The organism is Burkholderia sp. MSMB1826 (genome assembly GCF_001526325.1).
GTDB lineage: Bacteria > Pseudomonadota > Gammaproteobacteria > Burkholderiales > Burkholderiaceae > Burkholderia.
Genome location: NZ_LOYN01000040.1, coordinates 1 through 16608, shown reverse-complemented (window position 1 = coordinate 16608; position 16608 = coordinate 1). Strand labels below are relative to the sequence as shown.

16 protein-coding genes are annotated in these 16608 nt (G+C 68.4%); 6 read left to right on the top strand and 10 right to left on the bottom strand.

The genetic code is table 11. The features are described 5' to 3' along the window. Positions 1-13: 13 nt before the first annotated feature. From WS95_RS23355 to WS95_RS23340, 4 genes are read right to left on the bottom strand one after another with little or no spacing between them, the layout of a single operon-like run. A complete protein-coding gene (locus WS95_RS23355; protein WP_034207083.1) occupies positions 14-889 on the bottom strand; it encodes an efflux RND transporter periplasmic adaptor subunit in 876 nt (291 codons plus the stop codon). Positions 890-901: 12 nt separating this feature from the next. Next, the gene (locus WS95_RS23350) at positions 902-1105 is read right to left on the bottom strand and encodes a DUF1656 domain-containing protein (RefSeq protein WP_034207084.1); all 204 of its coding nucleotides are present in this window, start codon (positions 1103-1105) and stop codon (positions 902-904) included. Continuing rightward, a complete protein-coding gene (locus tag WS95_RS23345; RefSeq protein WP_034207085.1) occupies positions 1102-3306 on the bottom strand; it encodes an FUSC family protein in 2205 nt (734 codons plus the stop codon). Before WS95_RS23345 ends, WS95_RS23350 begins: the two co-directional genes overlap by 4 nt. 15 nt (positions 3307-3321) lie before the next feature. After that, positions 3322-4908, bottom strand: a complete 1587-nt coding sequence (locus tag WS95_RS23340; RefSeq protein WP_059826408.1) for an efflux transporter outer membrane subunit — start codon at positions 4906-4908, stop codon at positions 3322-3324. A gap of 157 nt (positions 4909-5065) precedes the next feature. On the opposite strand from WS95_RS23340, the gene WS95_RS23335 reads away from it, so the two are divergent. After that, positions 5066-6007 carry a LysR family transcriptional regulator gene (locus WS95_RS23335; RefSeq protein WP_059826406.1) on the top strand — a complete coding sequence of 314 codons (942 nt, stop codon included), beginning with the start codon at positions 5066-5068 and terminating at the stop codon, positions 6005-6007. A gap of 117 nt (positions 6008-6124) precedes the next feature. After that, complete coding sequence (locus WS95_RS35395; protein ID WP_179949992.1) at positions 6125-6277, top strand: hypothetical protein; 153 nt, start codon at positions 6125-6127, stop codon at positions 6275-6277. Positions 6278-6334: 57 nt separating this feature from the next. Here WS95_RS35395 and WS95_RS23330 read toward each other — a convergent pair whose 3' ends face one another. From WS95_RS23330 to wrbA, 4 genes are read right to left on the bottom strand one after another with little or no spacing between them, the layout of a single operon-like run. After that, entirely contained in the window at positions 6335-7165 is an 831-nt protein-coding gene (locus WS95_RS23330) for a metallophosphoesterase (protein ID WP_059826403.1), read from the bottom strand. A gap of 25 nt (positions 7166-7190) precedes the next feature. After that, complete coding sequence (locus tag WS95_RS23325) at positions 7191-8612, bottom strand: FAD-binding oxidoreductase (protein WP_059826400.1); 1422 nt, start codon at positions 8610-8612, stop codon at positions 7191-7193. An 18-nt stretch (positions 8613-8630) separates the two neighbouring features. Then, positions 8631-9023, bottom strand: coding sequence for a DUF2069 domain-containing protein (locus tag WS95_RS23320; RefSeq protein WP_059826397.1), 393 nt, complete (start codon positions 9021-9023; stop codon positions 8631-8633). Next, a complete protein-coding gene (gene wrbA / locus WS95_RS23315; protein ID WP_059826394.1) occupies positions 9020-9640 on the bottom strand; it encodes an NAD(P)H:quinone oxidoreductase in 621 nt (206 codons plus the stop codon). The genes WS95_RS23320 and wrbA overlap by 4 nt, the downstream gene beginning before the upstream one ends. Positions 9641-9782: 142 nt before the next feature. On the opposite strand from wrbA, the gene WS95_RS23310 reads away from it, so the two are divergent. Continuing rightward, the gene (locus WS95_RS23310; RefSeq protein ID WP_059826393.1) at positions 9783-11111 is read left to right on the top strand and encodes a YihY family inner membrane protein; all 1329 of its coding nucleotides are present in this window, start codon (positions 9783-9785) and stop codon (positions 11109-11111) included. Positions 11112-11127: 16 nt separating this feature from the next. On the opposite strand, the gene WS95_RS23305 is transcribed toward WS95_RS23310, so the two are convergent. Continuing rightward, positions 11128-11445, bottom strand: a complete 318-nt coding sequence (locus WS95_RS23305; RefSeq protein ID WP_059826390.1) for an Mpo1-like protein — start codon at positions 11443-11445, stop codon at positions 11128-11130. A 157-nt stretch (positions 11446-11602) separates the two neighbouring features. Here WS95_RS23305 and WS95_RS23300 point away from each other — a divergent pair, with 157 nt between their 5' ends. From WS95_RS23300 to aroC, 3 genes are all read left to right on the top strand, one after another. Further along, positions 11603-12058: a CBS domain-containing protein gene (locus tag WS95_RS23300; protein ID WP_034207093.1), complete on the top strand. Its 456-nt coding sequence runs from the start codon at positions 11603-11605 to the stop codon at positions 12056-12058. A gap of 142 nt (positions 12059-12200) precedes the next feature. Beyond that, positions 12201-14135 carry an MFS transporter gene (locus WS95_RS23295; protein WP_059826387.1) on the top strand — a complete coding sequence of 645 codons (1935 nt, stop codon included), beginning with the start codon at positions 12201-12203 and terminating at the stop codon, positions 14133-14135. A 244-nt stretch (positions 14136-14379) separates the two neighbouring features. Beyond that, positions 14380-15480, top strand: coding sequence for a chorismate synthase (gene aroC, locus WS95_RS23290; RefSeq protein WP_034207095.1), 1101 nt, complete (start codon positions 14380-14382; stop codon positions 15478-15480). Between the two features lie 149 nt (positions 15481-15629). Here aroC and WS95_RS23285 read toward each other — a convergent pair. Beyond that, a partial coding sequence (locus WS95_RS23285; RefSeq protein WP_179950227.1) for an electron transfer flavoprotein-ubiquinone oxidoreductase occupies positions 15630-16608 on the bottom strand: 979 nt, incomplete at its 5' end.

The window sequence follows — 16608 nt, the reverse complement described above, 5'->3', positions numbered from 1 at the left end:
CGCGCCCGGGCGATCACGACTTCTTCCGCCGATCCGGATCGATGATGACCGTGCAGGTCGTGCCCGCCGACAGCACCACGTCGGCCGGCACTTCGTCGATCCGGATGCGCACCGGCACGCGCTGCGCGAGGCGCACCCAGTTGAAGGTCGGGTTAACGTCCGCGACGAGGTCGCGGCTTTGCGGGTTGTCGCGATCGTAGATGCCGCGCGAGATGCTCTCGACGTGGCCCTTCATCACGCCGCCGCTCATCAGCCGCATCTCGGCCGGCGCGCCGATCTTCACGCGCGGCAGCTTGGTTTCCTCGAAGTAGCCGTAGACCCAGAACGAGTGGCTGTCGACGATCGCGAGCTTCGCCTGGCCGGCCACCGCATAGTTGCCCTTGAACGTCTGCAGGTTCGTGATGTAGCCGTCGACCGGCGCGACGACGCGCGTGCGTTCGAGGTTGAGCTTCGCGGCGTCGAGCGCGGCGACCGCCTGCTGGTACTGCGCATCGGCGCTCGACGCGCTGTGCACCGCGTTCTCGCGGTTTTCCTTCGACACGACGAGCGCGTCGAGGTCCGCGCGGCGGGCCGCGTCGTCGCGGCGCATCTGCAGTTCCGCGCGACGAGCGGCCACCGCCGCCTGCGCCTGCTCGACCGCGATCCGGTAGTGCGACGGGTCGATCTGCATGATCAGGTCGCCTTTCTTCACCAGCTGGTTGTCATGCACCGGCAGGTCGACGATCGCGCCCGACACGTCCGGCGCGACGTTGACGATCTCGGCGCGCACACGTCCGTCGCGCGTCCACGGATCGTCCATGTAGTGCACCCACAGCGAGCGCCCGATCAGGATCGCGACGAGAAGGATGACGGCGGTCGCGACGAAGCCGAGGAGTTTTCTGAGCATCATGATGGTTCGGAATCAACGGTAAACGGCAAGACTCAGTCCGCCGCAAATGCAGACGAGAAGGCAGGCCCGGAACAGCGACGGGTGCCAGACGAGACGGTAGAGGCCCGTATAGGCGAGCAAGCGATCGACGGCCCAGGTCGCGATCGCGCCGAGCGCGAACATCAGCACCACCGTGGGCATGTAGGCATCGAGAATGGCGATTTCACGCGGCATCATGACGAGGCTCCGGGTTGAGGACGCACGGGGCGGTTGCGGTTGAGCGGCTCGAGCGGCGATTCCGGGTCGAGCAGCGCGGTCCGTACGAAATGCAGATGGCTCAGGATGCGCTGCAGCCGGTGGCGCTCGTCACGCGACGGCTCGAACGCATCGAGCGTTTGCCGGGTCGCGTCGATCGCCGCGTTGGTCGCGGCGAGCGTCGCATCGAAACGCGCGGCGCTCGGCTTCGAGAACAGCGCCGACAGCGCGGTGCGCATCGTCTCGATCGCGCGCCGCCACGGCATCGCGGGTGCATAGCGCGGCTCGGACGGCAGCGTCGCGAGCTCGTGACGCAGGTCGATCGTCGCGTTGCCGGCTTCGAGCACCGCGAACATCCAGCGCAGCGCGTCGCGCTGCACGTCGGGCTGGTCGGCCGACAGCGTGTGCGCCTGGTACATCAGGTCGCGCGCACCGCTCTCGAAGCGCGTGCGCAAGCCCGCGAGCCGCGCGTGGCCGGCTGCGACGGCCTGGTGGCGCAGGTCCGCGAACAGCCGCTTCTTGAGCCACGGCGCGGTCGGCGGGAACAGCACCGCGAACGCGATCGCCGACACCAGCATCGACAGCACGAGCGCGAGCGAATCGTTCATGAAACCGGTCGGATCGTAGTGCGTGATGTTGTCCGGGCCGGCGAGGAAGCTGAAGAAGATCAGGTAGCCCATTCCGTAGCCGGCGAGCTTCGGCTTCAGCGTCATGAAGATGCCGATCGCGAGCAGCGGCGCGAGCGCGACGCACAGCAGCGCAAAGCCGTCGATGTGCGGATAGATGCCGAACGTCAGCAGGAAGCCCGTGCAGACGGCGAGCGCCGTGCCCATGCCCATCTGCGCGGACATCGCGGTCGGGCGCGGCGTCGACGACGCGAGCGCGCAGGTGGCCGCGGCCGTCAGCGTCATCGTCACGCCGCTCGGCCACGCGGTCTCGATCCAGAACCAGCCGAGCACGAGGATCACGGTCGCGGTGCGAATCGCCGCGATCACCATCGCCGTCGCATTGGTGCGCGGCTCGTAGCGCTCGATCCAGCGTTCGCGCTCGTGCGTCGCGGTCGACAGCGACGCATAGGTGGCCGCGTACTCGTGCAGGTCGGTGATGAAGCGGTACAGCAGTTCGGCGGCCGTGTCGAAGTCGAGCAGCGGAAAGTCCGGCTGCGTTTCGAGCGCGGCGCGCGTCGCGCGGATGCGGCGCGGCAGCGCGTCGCGCCACGCGAGCAGTTGCGCGGCCGCGTGGCCCGCATCGGCCGACGTGCGCACCGGTTCGCCGGCGGGCGTCAGCAGCAGCGGTGCGATCTCGCGGAAGTACGGCTCGATCGCGTCGATCGCGGCCTGCGCGCCGGCCGCATGCAGCCGGTTCATCAACTGGTGCAGCGCATGGAACCGGCTCGACGCGCTCATGAACTCGCTGTTCAGCCGCGCGAGGCGGCCGCTGCGCATTCGCGTGTCCGGATCCTCGAACACGGCCATGCTGCGCGCGGCCTCGAACCCGACCACGTCGGCGACGAAGCGCGTATGGATGGTTTCGATATGCGCGCGGTCGAGCTGGCCCGACAGCGCCGCCGCGACGTAGTCGACGAAGCTGCCGAAGCGCTTGCGCACCGTCGTGCGCATCTGCTCGCCGGTGGTCTGCGGAAACACGAGCGCGCTGACCACGCCGGCCGACACGATCCCGACCATGATTTCGGCCACCCGCGTCATCGCGCTCATGAACGCGCCGTCCGGGTGCTGCGACGCAGGCAGCCCGATCAGCGCGGTCGTGTAGCCGGCCAGCAGGAAGCCGTAGCTGCGGAAGTTGCGGTTGCGCGCGGCGCCGGCCGTGCACAGTGCGACCCACAGCGCGACCGCCAGCAGGAACAGTTGCGGCTGCTGCGGGAACAGCCCGACGAAGGTGAGCGTCGCGATCAGCCCGAAGATCGTGCCGGCGACGCGGTAGAAGCTTTTTGCGAGCACCGCGCCGCTTTGCGGCTGCATCACGATGAACACCGTCGTCATCGCCGTTTTCGGCGCGGGCAGGTCGAGCCGCATCGACACGCCGGTCGCGATGAACGCGGCGAGCAGCGCCTTGAACAGATAGAGCCAGGCGGCGCCGTCGGTGCGGGCCCAGTCGCCGAACGCGGCGTACCAGGCCGCGAGCGGACCGCCGGCGGGCGTGGAAGCGGGAGAGGAGGCTGACATGGCGCGCGCTCCGCGTTACCGTGCGGCCGGCACGGCGGGCGTCCGGGGCGTCCCGGACGTGCCGGCGGCGGCGACTTCCGCGGGCCGGGCAACCGCCGCCGCGGGCGCCGTGCCCGACGGGTTGGTGCCGTCGGCGGGCCGGTCGTCCGCCGGAACGTCCTTGCCCGTCTCGATCCCGCCGCCGAGCGCGGCCATCAACTGCGCGTGCGCGGCGAGGCGTTCCGCGTCGATGCGGGCGGCCGTTTCCTGCGCGCGCAGCAGTTGCTGCTGCGCGACCAGCACGTTCACGTAATCGGTCAGCCCGCGGCGGAAGCCTTCGCGCGACAGTCGATAGCTGCGATCGTTGGCCGCCACCGACCGCGCGGCGTCCTTCTTCTGCGTATCGAGCGAGCGGATCCGCACGACCTGATCGGCGATGTCCTTGAGCGCGCCGACGATCGTCTGGTTGTAGCGCTCGACCGCCTGGTCGTAGCCGGCATTCGCGGCGCCGAGCTGCGCGCGCAGCCGGCCGCCTTCGAAGATCGGCAGCGATAGCGCGGGGCCGGCCGTCCAGCCGCCGTTCATCGCGCGCAGGAAGTCGGTGAACGGCGCGGTCACGCCGAAGCCGCCGACCGTCGCGAGCAGGTCGATGTTCGGGTAGAACGACGCTTTCGCGACGTCGATGCCGCGCGCCTGCGCGTCGACCGTCCAGCGCGCCGCGACGACGTCGGGGCGGCGGCCGAGCAGGTCGGCCGGCAGCGCCGACGGCAGGCCGGCCGGCGCGTCGAGCGCAAGCTGCGGCCGCTTGATGGCGTCGCCGGCGCCCGGGCCCTTGCCGGCGAGGGCGGCGAGCTGGTGGCGCGCGAGCTGGATCGCTTCTTCGTAGCTGTCGATCTGGCGCTCGTAGTCGGGCAGCGTCGATTCCGCCTGGCTCACGTCGAGCTGCGTGCCGAGGCCGGCCTGCAGCCGCTTGCGTGCGAGATCGGCGAGCGCGCGCTGGCGTTCGAAGGTTTCGTGCGCGAGATCGAGCAGCGCGTAGTTCATCGACAGGCCGACATACGCGCGTACGACGTTGACCTCGAGTTCGAGCTTCGCCGCCCGTGCGTCGGCGGCGCTCGCGTGCGCGGTGTCGAGCGCGCGCTCGGTCGCGTTCTTGTCCTTGCCCCACAGATCGAGGTGGTACGACAGGCCGAGCGTGCCGGTGTTGTTCCAGGTGTCGGCGTTCGCGAGCGGGCCCGGGCCGTAGTACACGTTGTCCGGCCAGTGCTCGCGCATCAGCGACAGGTTGCCGTTGATCTGCGGCAGTTCGGCCGAACGCGCGACGCGCGCCATTGCCTGCGCTTCGCGCACGCGGGCCTCGGCGGCCGCGAGGGTCGGGTTGCCGGCCTGGGCGGCGGCGATCCACGCATCGAGCTGCGGATCGCGGTACGCGCGCCACCAGTCCGCGGCGGGCCAGCCCGCGTCGCGGTCGGCCGCGCGGATCGCCGCGCCGGCATCGAGCGCGTTCGCGTCGATACGGGTGGACTGGGTTGTGTTGTCGCCCATGCTCGCGCAACCGGCCATTATTAATGAGACTGCAAGAACCGCCAGTGCGAGCGTCCCTTTTGTCGCCGGAGACTGCACGATTTTCTCCCTTTCGGATATAGATGAGTCGGAAGCGATTATATTTTTCAGCGATTCCTGAATATACGGACAACGGTGCAAGTCATTTTTACGAATCTTGAGATAATATTTGTTGGGCCCTGTGCAACAATCCCTCCGGATTCACAGGGGTAACAGGATGGATACGCTACAAAACATGCGGGTATTCGTCCGCGTGGTCGACGCGGGCAGCTTTACCGCGGCCGCCCAGCAGATGAATTCGACCACCGCCTACGCGTCGCGCGCGGTCTCGGATCTCGAGGCACACCTGCGCACGCGTCTCCTGAACCGCACGACGCGCCGGATCGCGCTGACCGAAGCCGGCGAGCGCTATCTGCAACGCTGCGAACAGATCCTCGCGTACGTCGACCAGGCCGAAGCCGAGGCGGGCGACGCGCATGCGCGCCCGTCCGGCAAGCTGAAGGTCCATTGCTTCACGAGCCTCGGCCAGCACTATCTGGTGCCGGCCATCGCGCGCTACCGCGAGCGCTACCCGGACGTGCACGTCGAGCTGACGCTCGCGCAGCGCATGCCCGACCTGCTCGACGAGGGGTACGACGTCGCGATCGTCGTCGGCCGCGATCTGCCCGATTCGGGGCTCGTGTCGCAGCGGCTCGGCGAGAGCTATAGCGTCGTGTGTGCATCGCCGGGCTACGTCGAGTCGCACGGCGTGCCGCAGCGGCCGGCCGATCTCGCGCAGCACGTGTGCCTCGGGATGGTCACGCCGGGCTTTCACTTCGACGAATGGGCGCTGGCGGGGCCGAACGGCGACGAGGTCGTGCCGATCACGGCGCCGCCGTTCCGCGTGAACGTCGCCGAGGCGCTCGCGGTGGCCGTGCGGGAGGGGATGGGCGTCGGCGGGTTGCCGGTCTATTCGGCAATCGGCTGGCTGCGCAGCGGGCACATCGTGCGCGTGATGCCCGAGTACCGGTCGCACGTGATGAACATCTACGCGCTGTATCCGTCGCGCCAGTACCTCGACGCGAAAATCCGGACCTGGGTCGATTTCCTGCGCGAGGAATTGCCGCTCACGCTCGAAGCCGACGAAGCCGCGCTCGAACAGTACACGCGTGCGACATGAGCGCGCAGTCGACCGCAATCTGACGAGATTTGTCCTTCACGCAACATTTTTTTACGAACGTGTGTCGGACAGTTTGATACTGTTGGAATTAACGAGATACACCACACCGGAGTAGCGATGGATACGCACCTGATGATCGGCCTTGGCGTCCTGCTGGGCGCGGCTGCCGCCGCGGCGGCGACCCGCGACCTGCTGCGTGCGATGAAGGCGAAGGCGCAGATGAAGCCCGTGCCGGTCCGCGTGCGCCAGCCGCGCCGCCCCGGCCGCTGATCCTGCCGTCGCGCCTCAGGGCGGGAAGGCCGCGCCACGCGGCCGTCCGGCCGGCCCTCAGTCGAGTTCGACGACCTTGTCCCACGCGAACGCGGGGTTTTCCCATTCGCCGGTGCGCCGGTGAAGGTAGCCGCGCGGATTGCACACCACGCGCGTGCCGCCGTCCGCAACGTAGTCGAATGACGTATGCGTGTGGCCGTGCAGCCACAGATCCACCGGCGGCCGCACCAGTTCCGCCATGTCCGTGACGAACCCCGCCGACGCCAGATCTTCCGCATAGCGTTCCGCCAGCGAGCGGCGGTGCGGCGCATGATGGGTGACGACGATCGTCCTGCCCGCGAACGGCGCCGCCAGCTGCGCTTCCAGCCATGCACGGCCTTGCCGGTGCAGCGCGATCGCGTCGGCCGGCGCGAAATCCCGTTCCGGCGCCTCTGCCGTCGCATGCACCGCCGCGTCGTGCGGCCAGGTCACCTGGATCAATCCCTTGAAATCGAGCATCACGCGCAGGCCGGCGTCGGTCGCGCGCGCGACGCTGGCTTCGTCCCGGCCGAACAGCGAAAAATCGGTCCAGAGCGTCGTGCCCAGCACGCGGAAGCGTTGGGCGGGATCGACGTAGACGCCGTTGTTCAGGTAATGCACGTTGTCGAGCGCGTGCGCCGCGTCGCGCATCGCCGTCTCCAGCGCGCCGAATTCCCCGTCGTAGTACTCGTGGTTGCCCGGTACGTAGATCACCGGCACCGCCGGGTCGAACGTTTCGGCGGCCCAGCGCAGGCCCTCCGCGTGATTGTGGATGTCGCCGGCCAGCACGACGAGATCGGCGTCTGCATACGGGATCGCGTCGGGCAGGTTGCTTTCGAGATGCAGGTCGGACAGGACGCGGACTTTCACGGGATTCGCTCCGGAGCAGGCGGCTTCAGCGCAGGACCTTGCCGGGATTCATCAGGCCGCGCGGATCGAGCGCGGTCTTCAGCGTGCGCATCAGCGTCGTTTCGACCGGCGACTTGTAGCGCTGCGCGTCGTCGATCTTCAACTGGCCGATGCCGTGCTCCGCGCTGATCGTGCCGTGGTGGCGGTGCACGTTGTCGTAGACGATCCGGTTGATCGGCGCCTGGAACGCGGCGAGGAACGCCTTCGCATCGCCGCCTTCGGGCATCTGCACGTTGTAGTGCAGGTTGCCGTCGCCGAGGTGGCCGAACGTGACCATGCGCGCGCCCGGCGCGGCCTGCTGGATCGCTGCGTCGGTCTCGTCGATGAAGCGGGCGATCGACGAGATCGGCACCGCGATGTCGTGCTTGATGTTGAGCCCTTCGTCGGCCTGCGCGAGCGGGATGTGCTCGCGCAGGTCCCAGAACGCACGCGATTGCGCGAGGTTCTCCGCGACCACCGCATCGACCACGAGCCCGGCCTCGAACGCTTCTTCCATCAGCTTCTCGAACAGCGCGCGCGCATGCGCTTCGCTTTCGTTGTCGGACAGCTCCAGCAGCACCGTTTGCGCATGGGTCTGCGCGAACGGGTAACGCAGTTGCGGATAGTGCTTGCCGACCAGCTGCATGCAGAAATCCGACATCAGCTCGAAGCCGGTCAACAGCGGCCCGGCCGCCCGCTGCGCCAGCGCGAGGAAATCGAGCGCCGCATGCGGCGATTCGAGCGCGGCCAGCGCCGTGACCTGTGCCGCCGGCAGCGGATGCAGCTTCATCACCGCCGCCGTGATGATGCCGAGCGTGCCTTCGGCGCCGATGAACAGGTCGCGCAGGTCGTAGCCCGTGTTGTCCTTGCGCAGTCCGCGCAGCCCGTCCCAGATCTCGCCCTGCGGCGTCACGACCTCGAGCCCGAGGCACTGCTCGCGCGCATTGCCGTAGCGCAGCACCGCGGTGCCGCCCGCATTGGTCGACAGGTTGCCGCCGATCGTGCAGCTGCCTTCCGCCGCGAGGCTCAGCGCGAACAGCCGGCCGCCTTCGCGGGCGCGCGCCTGCACGTCGGCGAGGATCACGCCGGCTTCGACGGTGATCGTGTTGTTGTGCGGATCGAGTGCGCGCACGCGGTTCAGGCGCGCGACGCTCAGCACGGCCTGGCTGCCGCTCGCATCGGGCGTCGCGCCGCCGGCGAGGCCCGTATTGCCGCCTTGCGGCACGAGCGCGACGCCGTGCGCGTTGGCGAGCTTCACGACCGCGGCGACTTCGGCCGTGTTCGCGGGTTTCAGCACCGCGCATGCCGCGCCCTTGTAGCGGCGGCGCCAGTCGGTCAGGAACGGTTCGGTATCGTGCGGATCGGTCAGCACGTGGTCGGCGCCGATCGCGTCGCGGCACGCGGAAACGAAAGCTTCGGAGGACATCATCACCTTGTCGCGTAAGGGTCAGGACGTGGCGCGCGGCTTTTTCGCCGCGCGCTTGAACGGCGCGACGTAAGCCAGCGCCGCCACGAAGAAGCCGACGGCCAGTGCGGTCTCGCACCAGCCGAGCGTCGCGGACAGCCCGCGATCGGACATGCCGCGCACGATGCCTTCTGCAAGATAGACGAGGATCAGCATGCTCGCCCACTGCATCGTATAGATGTTACGCCGCCAGACGCCGGGCAGCGCGAGCGCGAGCGGCACGGCCTTGAGCATCAGCGCGGAGCCGCCGGGGCGCAACGGCGCGAGCCACAGCTCCCACGCGAGCGACAGCGCGATCAGCGCGACGAGACACGCGGCGGCGGCCCGCGCATGGCGCGGCCGGGACGCGACCGCGGGGCGGGCGGGGGCGCTCATGCCGCCTCGGCGGCCCGGGCGCCGGCGAGGGCCGCGGCGGCGCGCGCGAGCCGTACGCCGAGCGCGGCCGCGAGCGCCTTCTCGTCCGCCGACAGCCCGCCGGGCGCCGCGCGGTCGTGCTGCGCGACGTGCGACGCGCCGTACGGCGTGCCGCCCGTACGCGTCGTGCTGAGGGCGGATTCGGTGTACGGGATCCCGACGATCATCATCCCGTGATGCAGCAGCGGCAGCATCATCGACAACAGCGTCGATTCCTGGCCGCCGTGCAGGCTGCCCGTCGACGTGAACACGCTCGCGGGCTTGCCGGTCAGCGCGCCCGACAGCCATTGCGGCGTCGTGCCGTCGAGGAAATACTTGAGCGACGCGGCCATGTTGCCGAAGCGGGTGGGCGAGCCGAGCGCGAGGCCCGCGCATTCTTCGAGGTCGCGCAGTTCCGCGTACGGCGGGCCGTCGGCCGGGATGTCGGGGGCGGTGGCTTCGCAGACGGCCGACACGGGCGGCACGGTGCGGATGCGGGCCTGCATGCCCGGCACGCTGTCGATGCCGTTCGCGATCGCGAGCGCGAGATCGCGCGTGGCGCCGTGACGGCTGTAATAGAGGACGAGGATGTCTTTCATGGGCGACGGGGCCGCGTGCGGCCGCGCGCGTGCCCGGTGCAGTCGGCCCCTGCTGGAATCGAGCGGCTATTATAGGGGCTGAAGCCGTCGCGCAGCGCGGCGGCGCGCCGTGACGCGCGCAGCATCAAGAAGGAGAAGCCGTTTGCCGAAGTTGAGCGTCGATCTCGTCACCATCAAGCGCCTCGCGCAGTTCGCGGCCCGGCGCAGCGCCGAGGATCGCATCCCGCAAGTGGCGGGCAGCCTGACCTTCACGACGATGCTGTCGCTCGTGCCGCTGCTGACGGTCGCGTTCGCGTTGTTCACCGCGTTCCCGATGTTCGCGTCGTTCCAGATCTCGCTGCAGGGGTTCCTCGCGGATCACCTGATGCCCGCGCAGTTCAACATCCAGATCTTCAAGTACCTGAACCAGTTCGCGTCGAAGGCCAAGGGCCTGACGACGGCCGGCCTGATCGTGCTCGTCGTCACGTCGGTGATGACCATGATGACGATCGAATCGGCGTTCAACCTGATCTGGCGCGTGCGCAAGCCCAGGCCGTTCGCGCAGCGCGTGCTCGCGTACTGGGCGCTGATCACGCTCGGGCCGTTGCTGTTCGGCGTGAGCCTGTCGATCTCGTCGTACCTGTTCACGCAGTCGCTCGCGTTCACCGGCGCGGGGCCGTCCACGTCGATCGTCGAGTGGCTGCTCGCACTTGCGTCGCTGCCGTTGACGGTGCTCGCGTTCACGCTGCTGTACGTGTACCTGCCGAACTGCGCGGTCGCATGGCGCGACGCGGTGATCGGCGGCCTGTTCGCGGCCATCGCGTTCGAACTCGCGAAGCGCGGCTTCGGCTACTACGTCCGGCGCATTCCGACCTATACGGCCGTCTATGGCGCGTTCGCGGCGCTGCCGGTGTTCCTGCTGTGGGTGTATTTGAGCTGGTTCATCGCGCTGCTCGGCGCGATGGTCGCGTCGGCGCTGCCCGCGATTCGTGTCGGCCAGTTCCACCGCATCCACTATCCGGGCAGCGACCTGCTCGACGCGCTCGAGCTGCTCGCGCGGCTGGCCGACGCGCGCGCGGCCGGCAAGCGCGGCCACACGGCGATCCGGCTCGCGACGATGCTGCGCTGCGACATGGAAACCGCGCAGCGGCTGCTGACGACGATGGAGGAGCGGGAATGGGTGGCGCGGCTCGACGGCGACGGCGAGGCCACGCCGCGCTACATCCTGCTCGCGAACCCGGAACAATTGACGCTCGCGCAGCTGTTCGACGTGCTGGTGATCGATCGCACGGAACTGACCTACCAGCTCCAGCGGCGCCGCAGCCACGTCGACGGCGCGGCGCTGCTCGCGGTGCTGTCGAGCGACCGGTTCGACGTGACGCTCGCGTCGCTGATCGCCGCGCACCGGCTCGCGGGCGCGGAGCCGGCCGGCGGCGCCGGTGCGGCGCCGGGCGTGGCCGACCCGCCCGCGCGGCCGCCGCGGCCTGCGTGACGGCGGGGCCCGGCGGTTACAGCGGGATCTTGCCGGTGCAGATGTCCTTGAACATCACCCAGTCACCCATCAGGCTGTAGACCGGGTGCCGGAACGTGGCCGGGCGGTTCTTCTCGAAGAAGAAGTGTCCGAGCCACGCGAACCCGTAGCCGCAGACGATCGCCGCCGGCAGCCACAGCCAGTAGCCGGTCGCGACCGCCATCGCGACGCAGCCGATCACGCCGAGCGAGCCGACGAAATGCAGCCGCCGCGACGTCAGGTTCTGGTGCTCGTTCAGGTAATACGGGTAGAAGTCAGCGAAGCTGGCGAATTGCTCCGTATGCGTATGCGCCATGGCCGTCTCCTCGGGCCGCCGTTCATGAGGCCATTGTGCGGCCGGCGGCCCGGGTCCGCAAGCGGCGGCGGCCCGCCGCGCCGGCCCGTGCTTTCCTTTTGACAGGCTTTCCGATAGGATCGAAAGAGATTTTGCATTCAAGCATGAGGGGACTACGATGCGCGTCAGCGATATTCTGAAAGTGAAGGGCAACACGCTGTTTACGGTGACGCCCGATAAGCCGCTGCGCGAAGCGGTCGATACGATGGCCGAACACGACATCGGTTCGCTCGTCGTGATGGAGTACGGCGATCTCGTCGGGATGCTGACGTTTCGCGAGATCATCCTGCGCCTGCGCGAAAACGGCGGCGCGATCGGCGACGTGCAGGTGCGCAAGGTGATGGACGAGCCGCTCACGTGCACGCCGGAAACCGACGTCAACGAAGTGCGCCGGATGATGCTCGAGCGTCACGCACGCTACATGCCGGTGCTCGACAAGAAGGTGCTGATGGGCGTCATTTCGTTCTACGACGTCGCGAAGACGGTCGTCGAGGCGCAGAGCTTCGAGAACCGGATGCTGAAGGCGTACATCCGCGACTGGCCGGAATCGGAAGCCGAAGCGCACAAGCCGTGAACCCTGCCGCGCCCGGCACCTCGATGCATGGGCGCCGCCATCCGGCATGCGGCGGCGCAGGTTTGTCCTGCGCCGCCTTTTTTTCAACGACAACAACACGAGGCCCGCGCAGCTTCGCCCAGACGATGCGCGCGTATTCCGCATGAGCGATCACACGCAAGCCACTTCCGGGCGGCGCGACGAACGGCGCGCGCACGCATCGCAGTTCGACCTGCTGCGCGAGCGTCGCTTCGTGCCGTTCTTCACGACCCAGTTCCTCGGCGCGCTGAACGACAACGTCTTCAAGATCGGCTTCACGTCGCTCGTCACGTATCACACAGCGCGGTTCTCCGGCGTCGATGCGAAGACGGCCGCGTTCCTGATTTCCGCGATCTTCATTTTGCCGTTCGTGCTGTTCTCGGCGACGTCCGGCCAGATCGCCGACAAATACGACAAGGCGACCCTCACGCGCTTCGTGAAGTCCTTCGAGATCGTGCTGATGGTGGTCGGCGCAGCCGGCTTCGTCACGCACAGCGCGACGCTGCTGTATCTGTGCACGTTCATGATGGGGATGCACTCGACGCTGTTCGGGCCCGTCAAGTATTCGTACCTGCCGCAGCATCTCGGCGAACACGAGCTGGTCGGCGGCAACGGCCTCGTCGAGATGGGTACGTTCATCGCGATCCTGATCGGCACGATCATCGGCGGCGCGGCGGCCGGCATCGAAGGCAGCGGCGAGCGCGTGCTCGCGGTGAGCGTCGTCGTCATCGCGCTGGCCGGGCGGCTCGTCGCGCAGCGCGTGCCGTCGACGCCCGCGCCGCAGCCCGACCTCGTGATCAACTGGAACCCGGTCAGCGAGACCTGGCGCAACCTCGGCCTCGCGCGCCAGAACCGCACGGTGTTCCTGAGCCTGCTCGGCATCTCGTGGCTGTGGTTCGTCGGCGCGACGTTCCTCACGTCGTTCTTCAATTTCGCGAAGGACGTGCTGTCCGCGAGCCCCGACGTCGTCACGATCCTGCTCGCGACGTTCTCGGTCGGCATCGGCCTCGGTTCGCTGCTGTGCGAGCGGCTGTCGCAGCGGCGCGTCGAGATCGGCCTCGTGCCGCTCGGCTCGATCGGCATCAGCGTGTTCGCGATCGAGCTGTATTTCGCGAGCCACGCGCTGCCGTCGCCCGGCCATCTGCTGTCGGTCGGCGAATTCCTGGCTGGTGCGCGCCACTGGCGCATCCTGGCCGACCTGTTCCTGCTGGCGATGTTCGGCGGCTTCTACAGCGTGCCGCTGTACGCGCTGATCCAGAGCCGCAGCGCGCCGACGCACCGCGCGCGAATCATCGCCGCGAACAACATCCTGAACGCGCTGTTCATGATCCTGTCGGCCGTGATGGCGATGGGGTTGACCAAGGCCGGCGTCGACATTCCCGGGCTGTTCCTCGTCACCGCGCTGCTGAACGTGGTCGTCGCGACGTATATCTACCTGCTCGTGCCCGAGTTCCTGCTGCGCTTCGTCGCGTGGGTGCTCGTGCATACCTTCTACCGGATCCGCCTCGTGCACGCGGAGCGAATCCCGGCGGAAGGGGCCGCGGTACTCGTGTGCAACCACGTCAGCTACGTCGACGCGCTCGTGCTGGCCGCCGCGAGCCCGCGCCCGATTCGTTTCGTGATGGATCACCGGATCTTCAAGACGCGTTTCGCGAGCTGGGTATTCCGGCATGCGAAGGCGATCCCGATCGCGCCGCGTCACGAGGATCCTGCGATGCTCGCGCGCGCGTACGACCTGTGCGAGGCCGCGCTGAAGGACGGCGAGCTCGTGTGCATCTTCCCCGAGGGCAAGCTGACGAAGACGGGCGACATCAACACGTTCCACCACGGCATCACCGAGATCCTGAACCGCACGCCGGCGCCGGTGATCCCGATGGCATTGCGCGGGCTGTGGGGCAGCTATTTTTCGCGGCATACCGATGCGCGGATGCCGCGTCCCATCAAGCGCGGCGTGATGAGCCGGCTGACGCTGGCGGTCGGCGAGCCGGTCCCGGCGTCGGTGGCGACGCCCGAGGCGTTGCAGGCGGCGGTGACGGAGCTGCGCGGCGCGCGGAAGTAGGCGAGCGCTGGACCCGGCAACGCGCGGGAATTCGGCTGCGTCCGGGCTGGGGCGGGCCTCCCGGACGCGCTTTCGTGGGCCGCGCATGCACGCAGCCTGCGCGTGGCCGGCGGTCGGGCGGCCCGCGGGTCCGGGACGGCTGGCATAATAGCGGTTTACCTCTTTTCTCGACCGGCAAACGATCGACCTGCCTGCGGCCCCGGCAGCGCATCGGTTTGCCCATTTCTCTTTGGGCGGTTCCATCATGTCCGGCAATACCCTCGGCACGCTTTTCACTGTCACGACCTTCGGCGAATCGCACGGTCCCGCGATCGGCTGCGTGATCGACGGCTGCCCGCCGGGGATGGGGCTGACCGAAGCCGACATCCAGGTCGAGCTCGATCGCCGCAAGCCGGGCACGTCGCGGCACGTGACGCAACGGCAGGAGGCCGACGAGGTCGAGATCCTGTCGGGCGTGTTCGAAGGCGTGACGACCGGTACGCCGATCGCGCTGCTGATCCGCAACACCGACCAGCGCAGCAAGGATTACGGCAACATCGTCGAGACGTTCCGTCCCGGCCACGCCGACTACACCTACTGGCAGAAATACGGCATCCGCGACTACCGCGGCGGCGGCCGCTCGTCCGCACGCCTGACCGCGCCGATCGTCGGCGCCGGCGCGGTCGCGAAGAAGTGGCTGCGCGAGCGCTTCGGGGTCGAGGTGCGCGGCTACATGAGCGGCCTCGGCGAAATCGACGTGCCGTTCGTCGACTGGTCGCACGTGCACGAGAACCCGTTCTTCTCGCCGAACGCGGCGGTCGTGCCGGAGCTCGAGGCGTACATGGACGCGCTGCGCAAGGACGGCGATTCGATCGGCGCGCGCATCGACGTCGTCGCGTCGGGCGTGCCGGTCGGCTGGGGCGAACCGGTGTTCGACCGGCTCGACGCCGATATCGCGAAGGCGATGATGAGCATCAACGCGGTGAAGGGCGTCGAGATCGGCGCGGGCTTCGACAGCGTCGCGCAGCGCGGCTCGGTCCACGGCGACGAACTGACGCCGGCCGGCTTCGTCGGCAACCATGCAGGCGGCGTGCTCGGCGGGATTTCGACGGGGCAGGACATCACCGTGTCGATCGCGATCAAGCCGACGTCGAGCATCCGCACGCCGCGCCGCTCGATCACGAAGAGCGGTGAAGAGGCGACGGTCGAAACCTTCGGTCGCCACGATCCGTGCGTCGGCATTCGTGCGACGCCGATCGCCGAATCGATGCTCGCGCTGGTGCTGATCGATCATGCGCTGCGTCACCGCGCGCAGTGCGGCGACGTCGAGACGCCGACGCCGAAGATCGCCGGCAGCGCGACCTGATACGAGCGGGCGGGGCGCAGCGCGCACCGTCTCGACCGTCGAACGACGAATGCAAGCGGGGCGCTGCGTGATGCAGCGCCCCGTTTCGTTTGCGGCGATGTGCAGTGGCCAAACGAAACGCGCCGCTCGTGGCGGCGCGTTCCGGCAGCTTACATGTTCGGGTAATTCGGCCCGCCGCCGCCTTCCGGCGTGACCCACACGATGTTCTGCGTCGGGTCCTTGATGTCGCAGGTCTTGCAGTGCACGCAGTTCTGCGCGTTGATCACGAGCCGCTCGCTGCCGTCGTCGTTCTTCACGAACTCGTACACCGCCGCCGGGCAGAACCGCGCCTCCGGCCCCGCGTACGTGCGCAGGTTCACGTTCACCGGCACGCTCGCGTCCTTCAGCGTCAGGTGCGCCGGCTGGTTCTCCTCGTGGTTCGTGTTCGAGATGAACACCGACGAGAGGCGATCGAACGTCAGCTTGCCGTCCGGCTTCGGATACGCGATCGGCTCGCACTGCGACGCCGGCTTCAGCATCTCGTGGTCCGCATGCTGGTGATGCAGCGTCCACGGCACGTTGCCGCCCATCACCTTCTGCTCGATGCCGACCATCAGCGTGCCGAGGTACAGGCCCTTGGCCATCCACTGCTTGAAGTTGCGCGCGCGGTACAGCTCCGTGTACAGCCACGATTGCTTGAACGCGTCCGGGTACGCGTTGAGTTCGTCCGACTGCCGGCCTGCCTGCACCGCGTCGAATGCGGCGTCCGCGGCCAGCATACCGGTCTTGATCGCCGCATGGCTGCCCTTGATCCGCGACGCGTTCAGGAAGCCCGCATCGTCGCCGATCAGCGCGCCGCCCGGGAACACCGTCTTCGGCAACGACAGCAGACCGCCGGCCGTGATCGCGCGCGCGCCGTACGACACGCGCTTGCCGCCTTCGAGGAATGCGCGGATCGACGGATGCGTCTTGTAGCGCTGGAATTCCTCGAACGGCGACAGGTACGGGTTCGTGTAGCCCAAGCCCACCACGAAGCCGACCACGACCTGGTTGTTGTCCATGTGATACAGGAACGAGCCGCCGTACGTATCCGACTTCAGCGGCCAGCCGGCCGTGTGGATCACGAGGCCCGGCTTGTGCTTGGCCGGA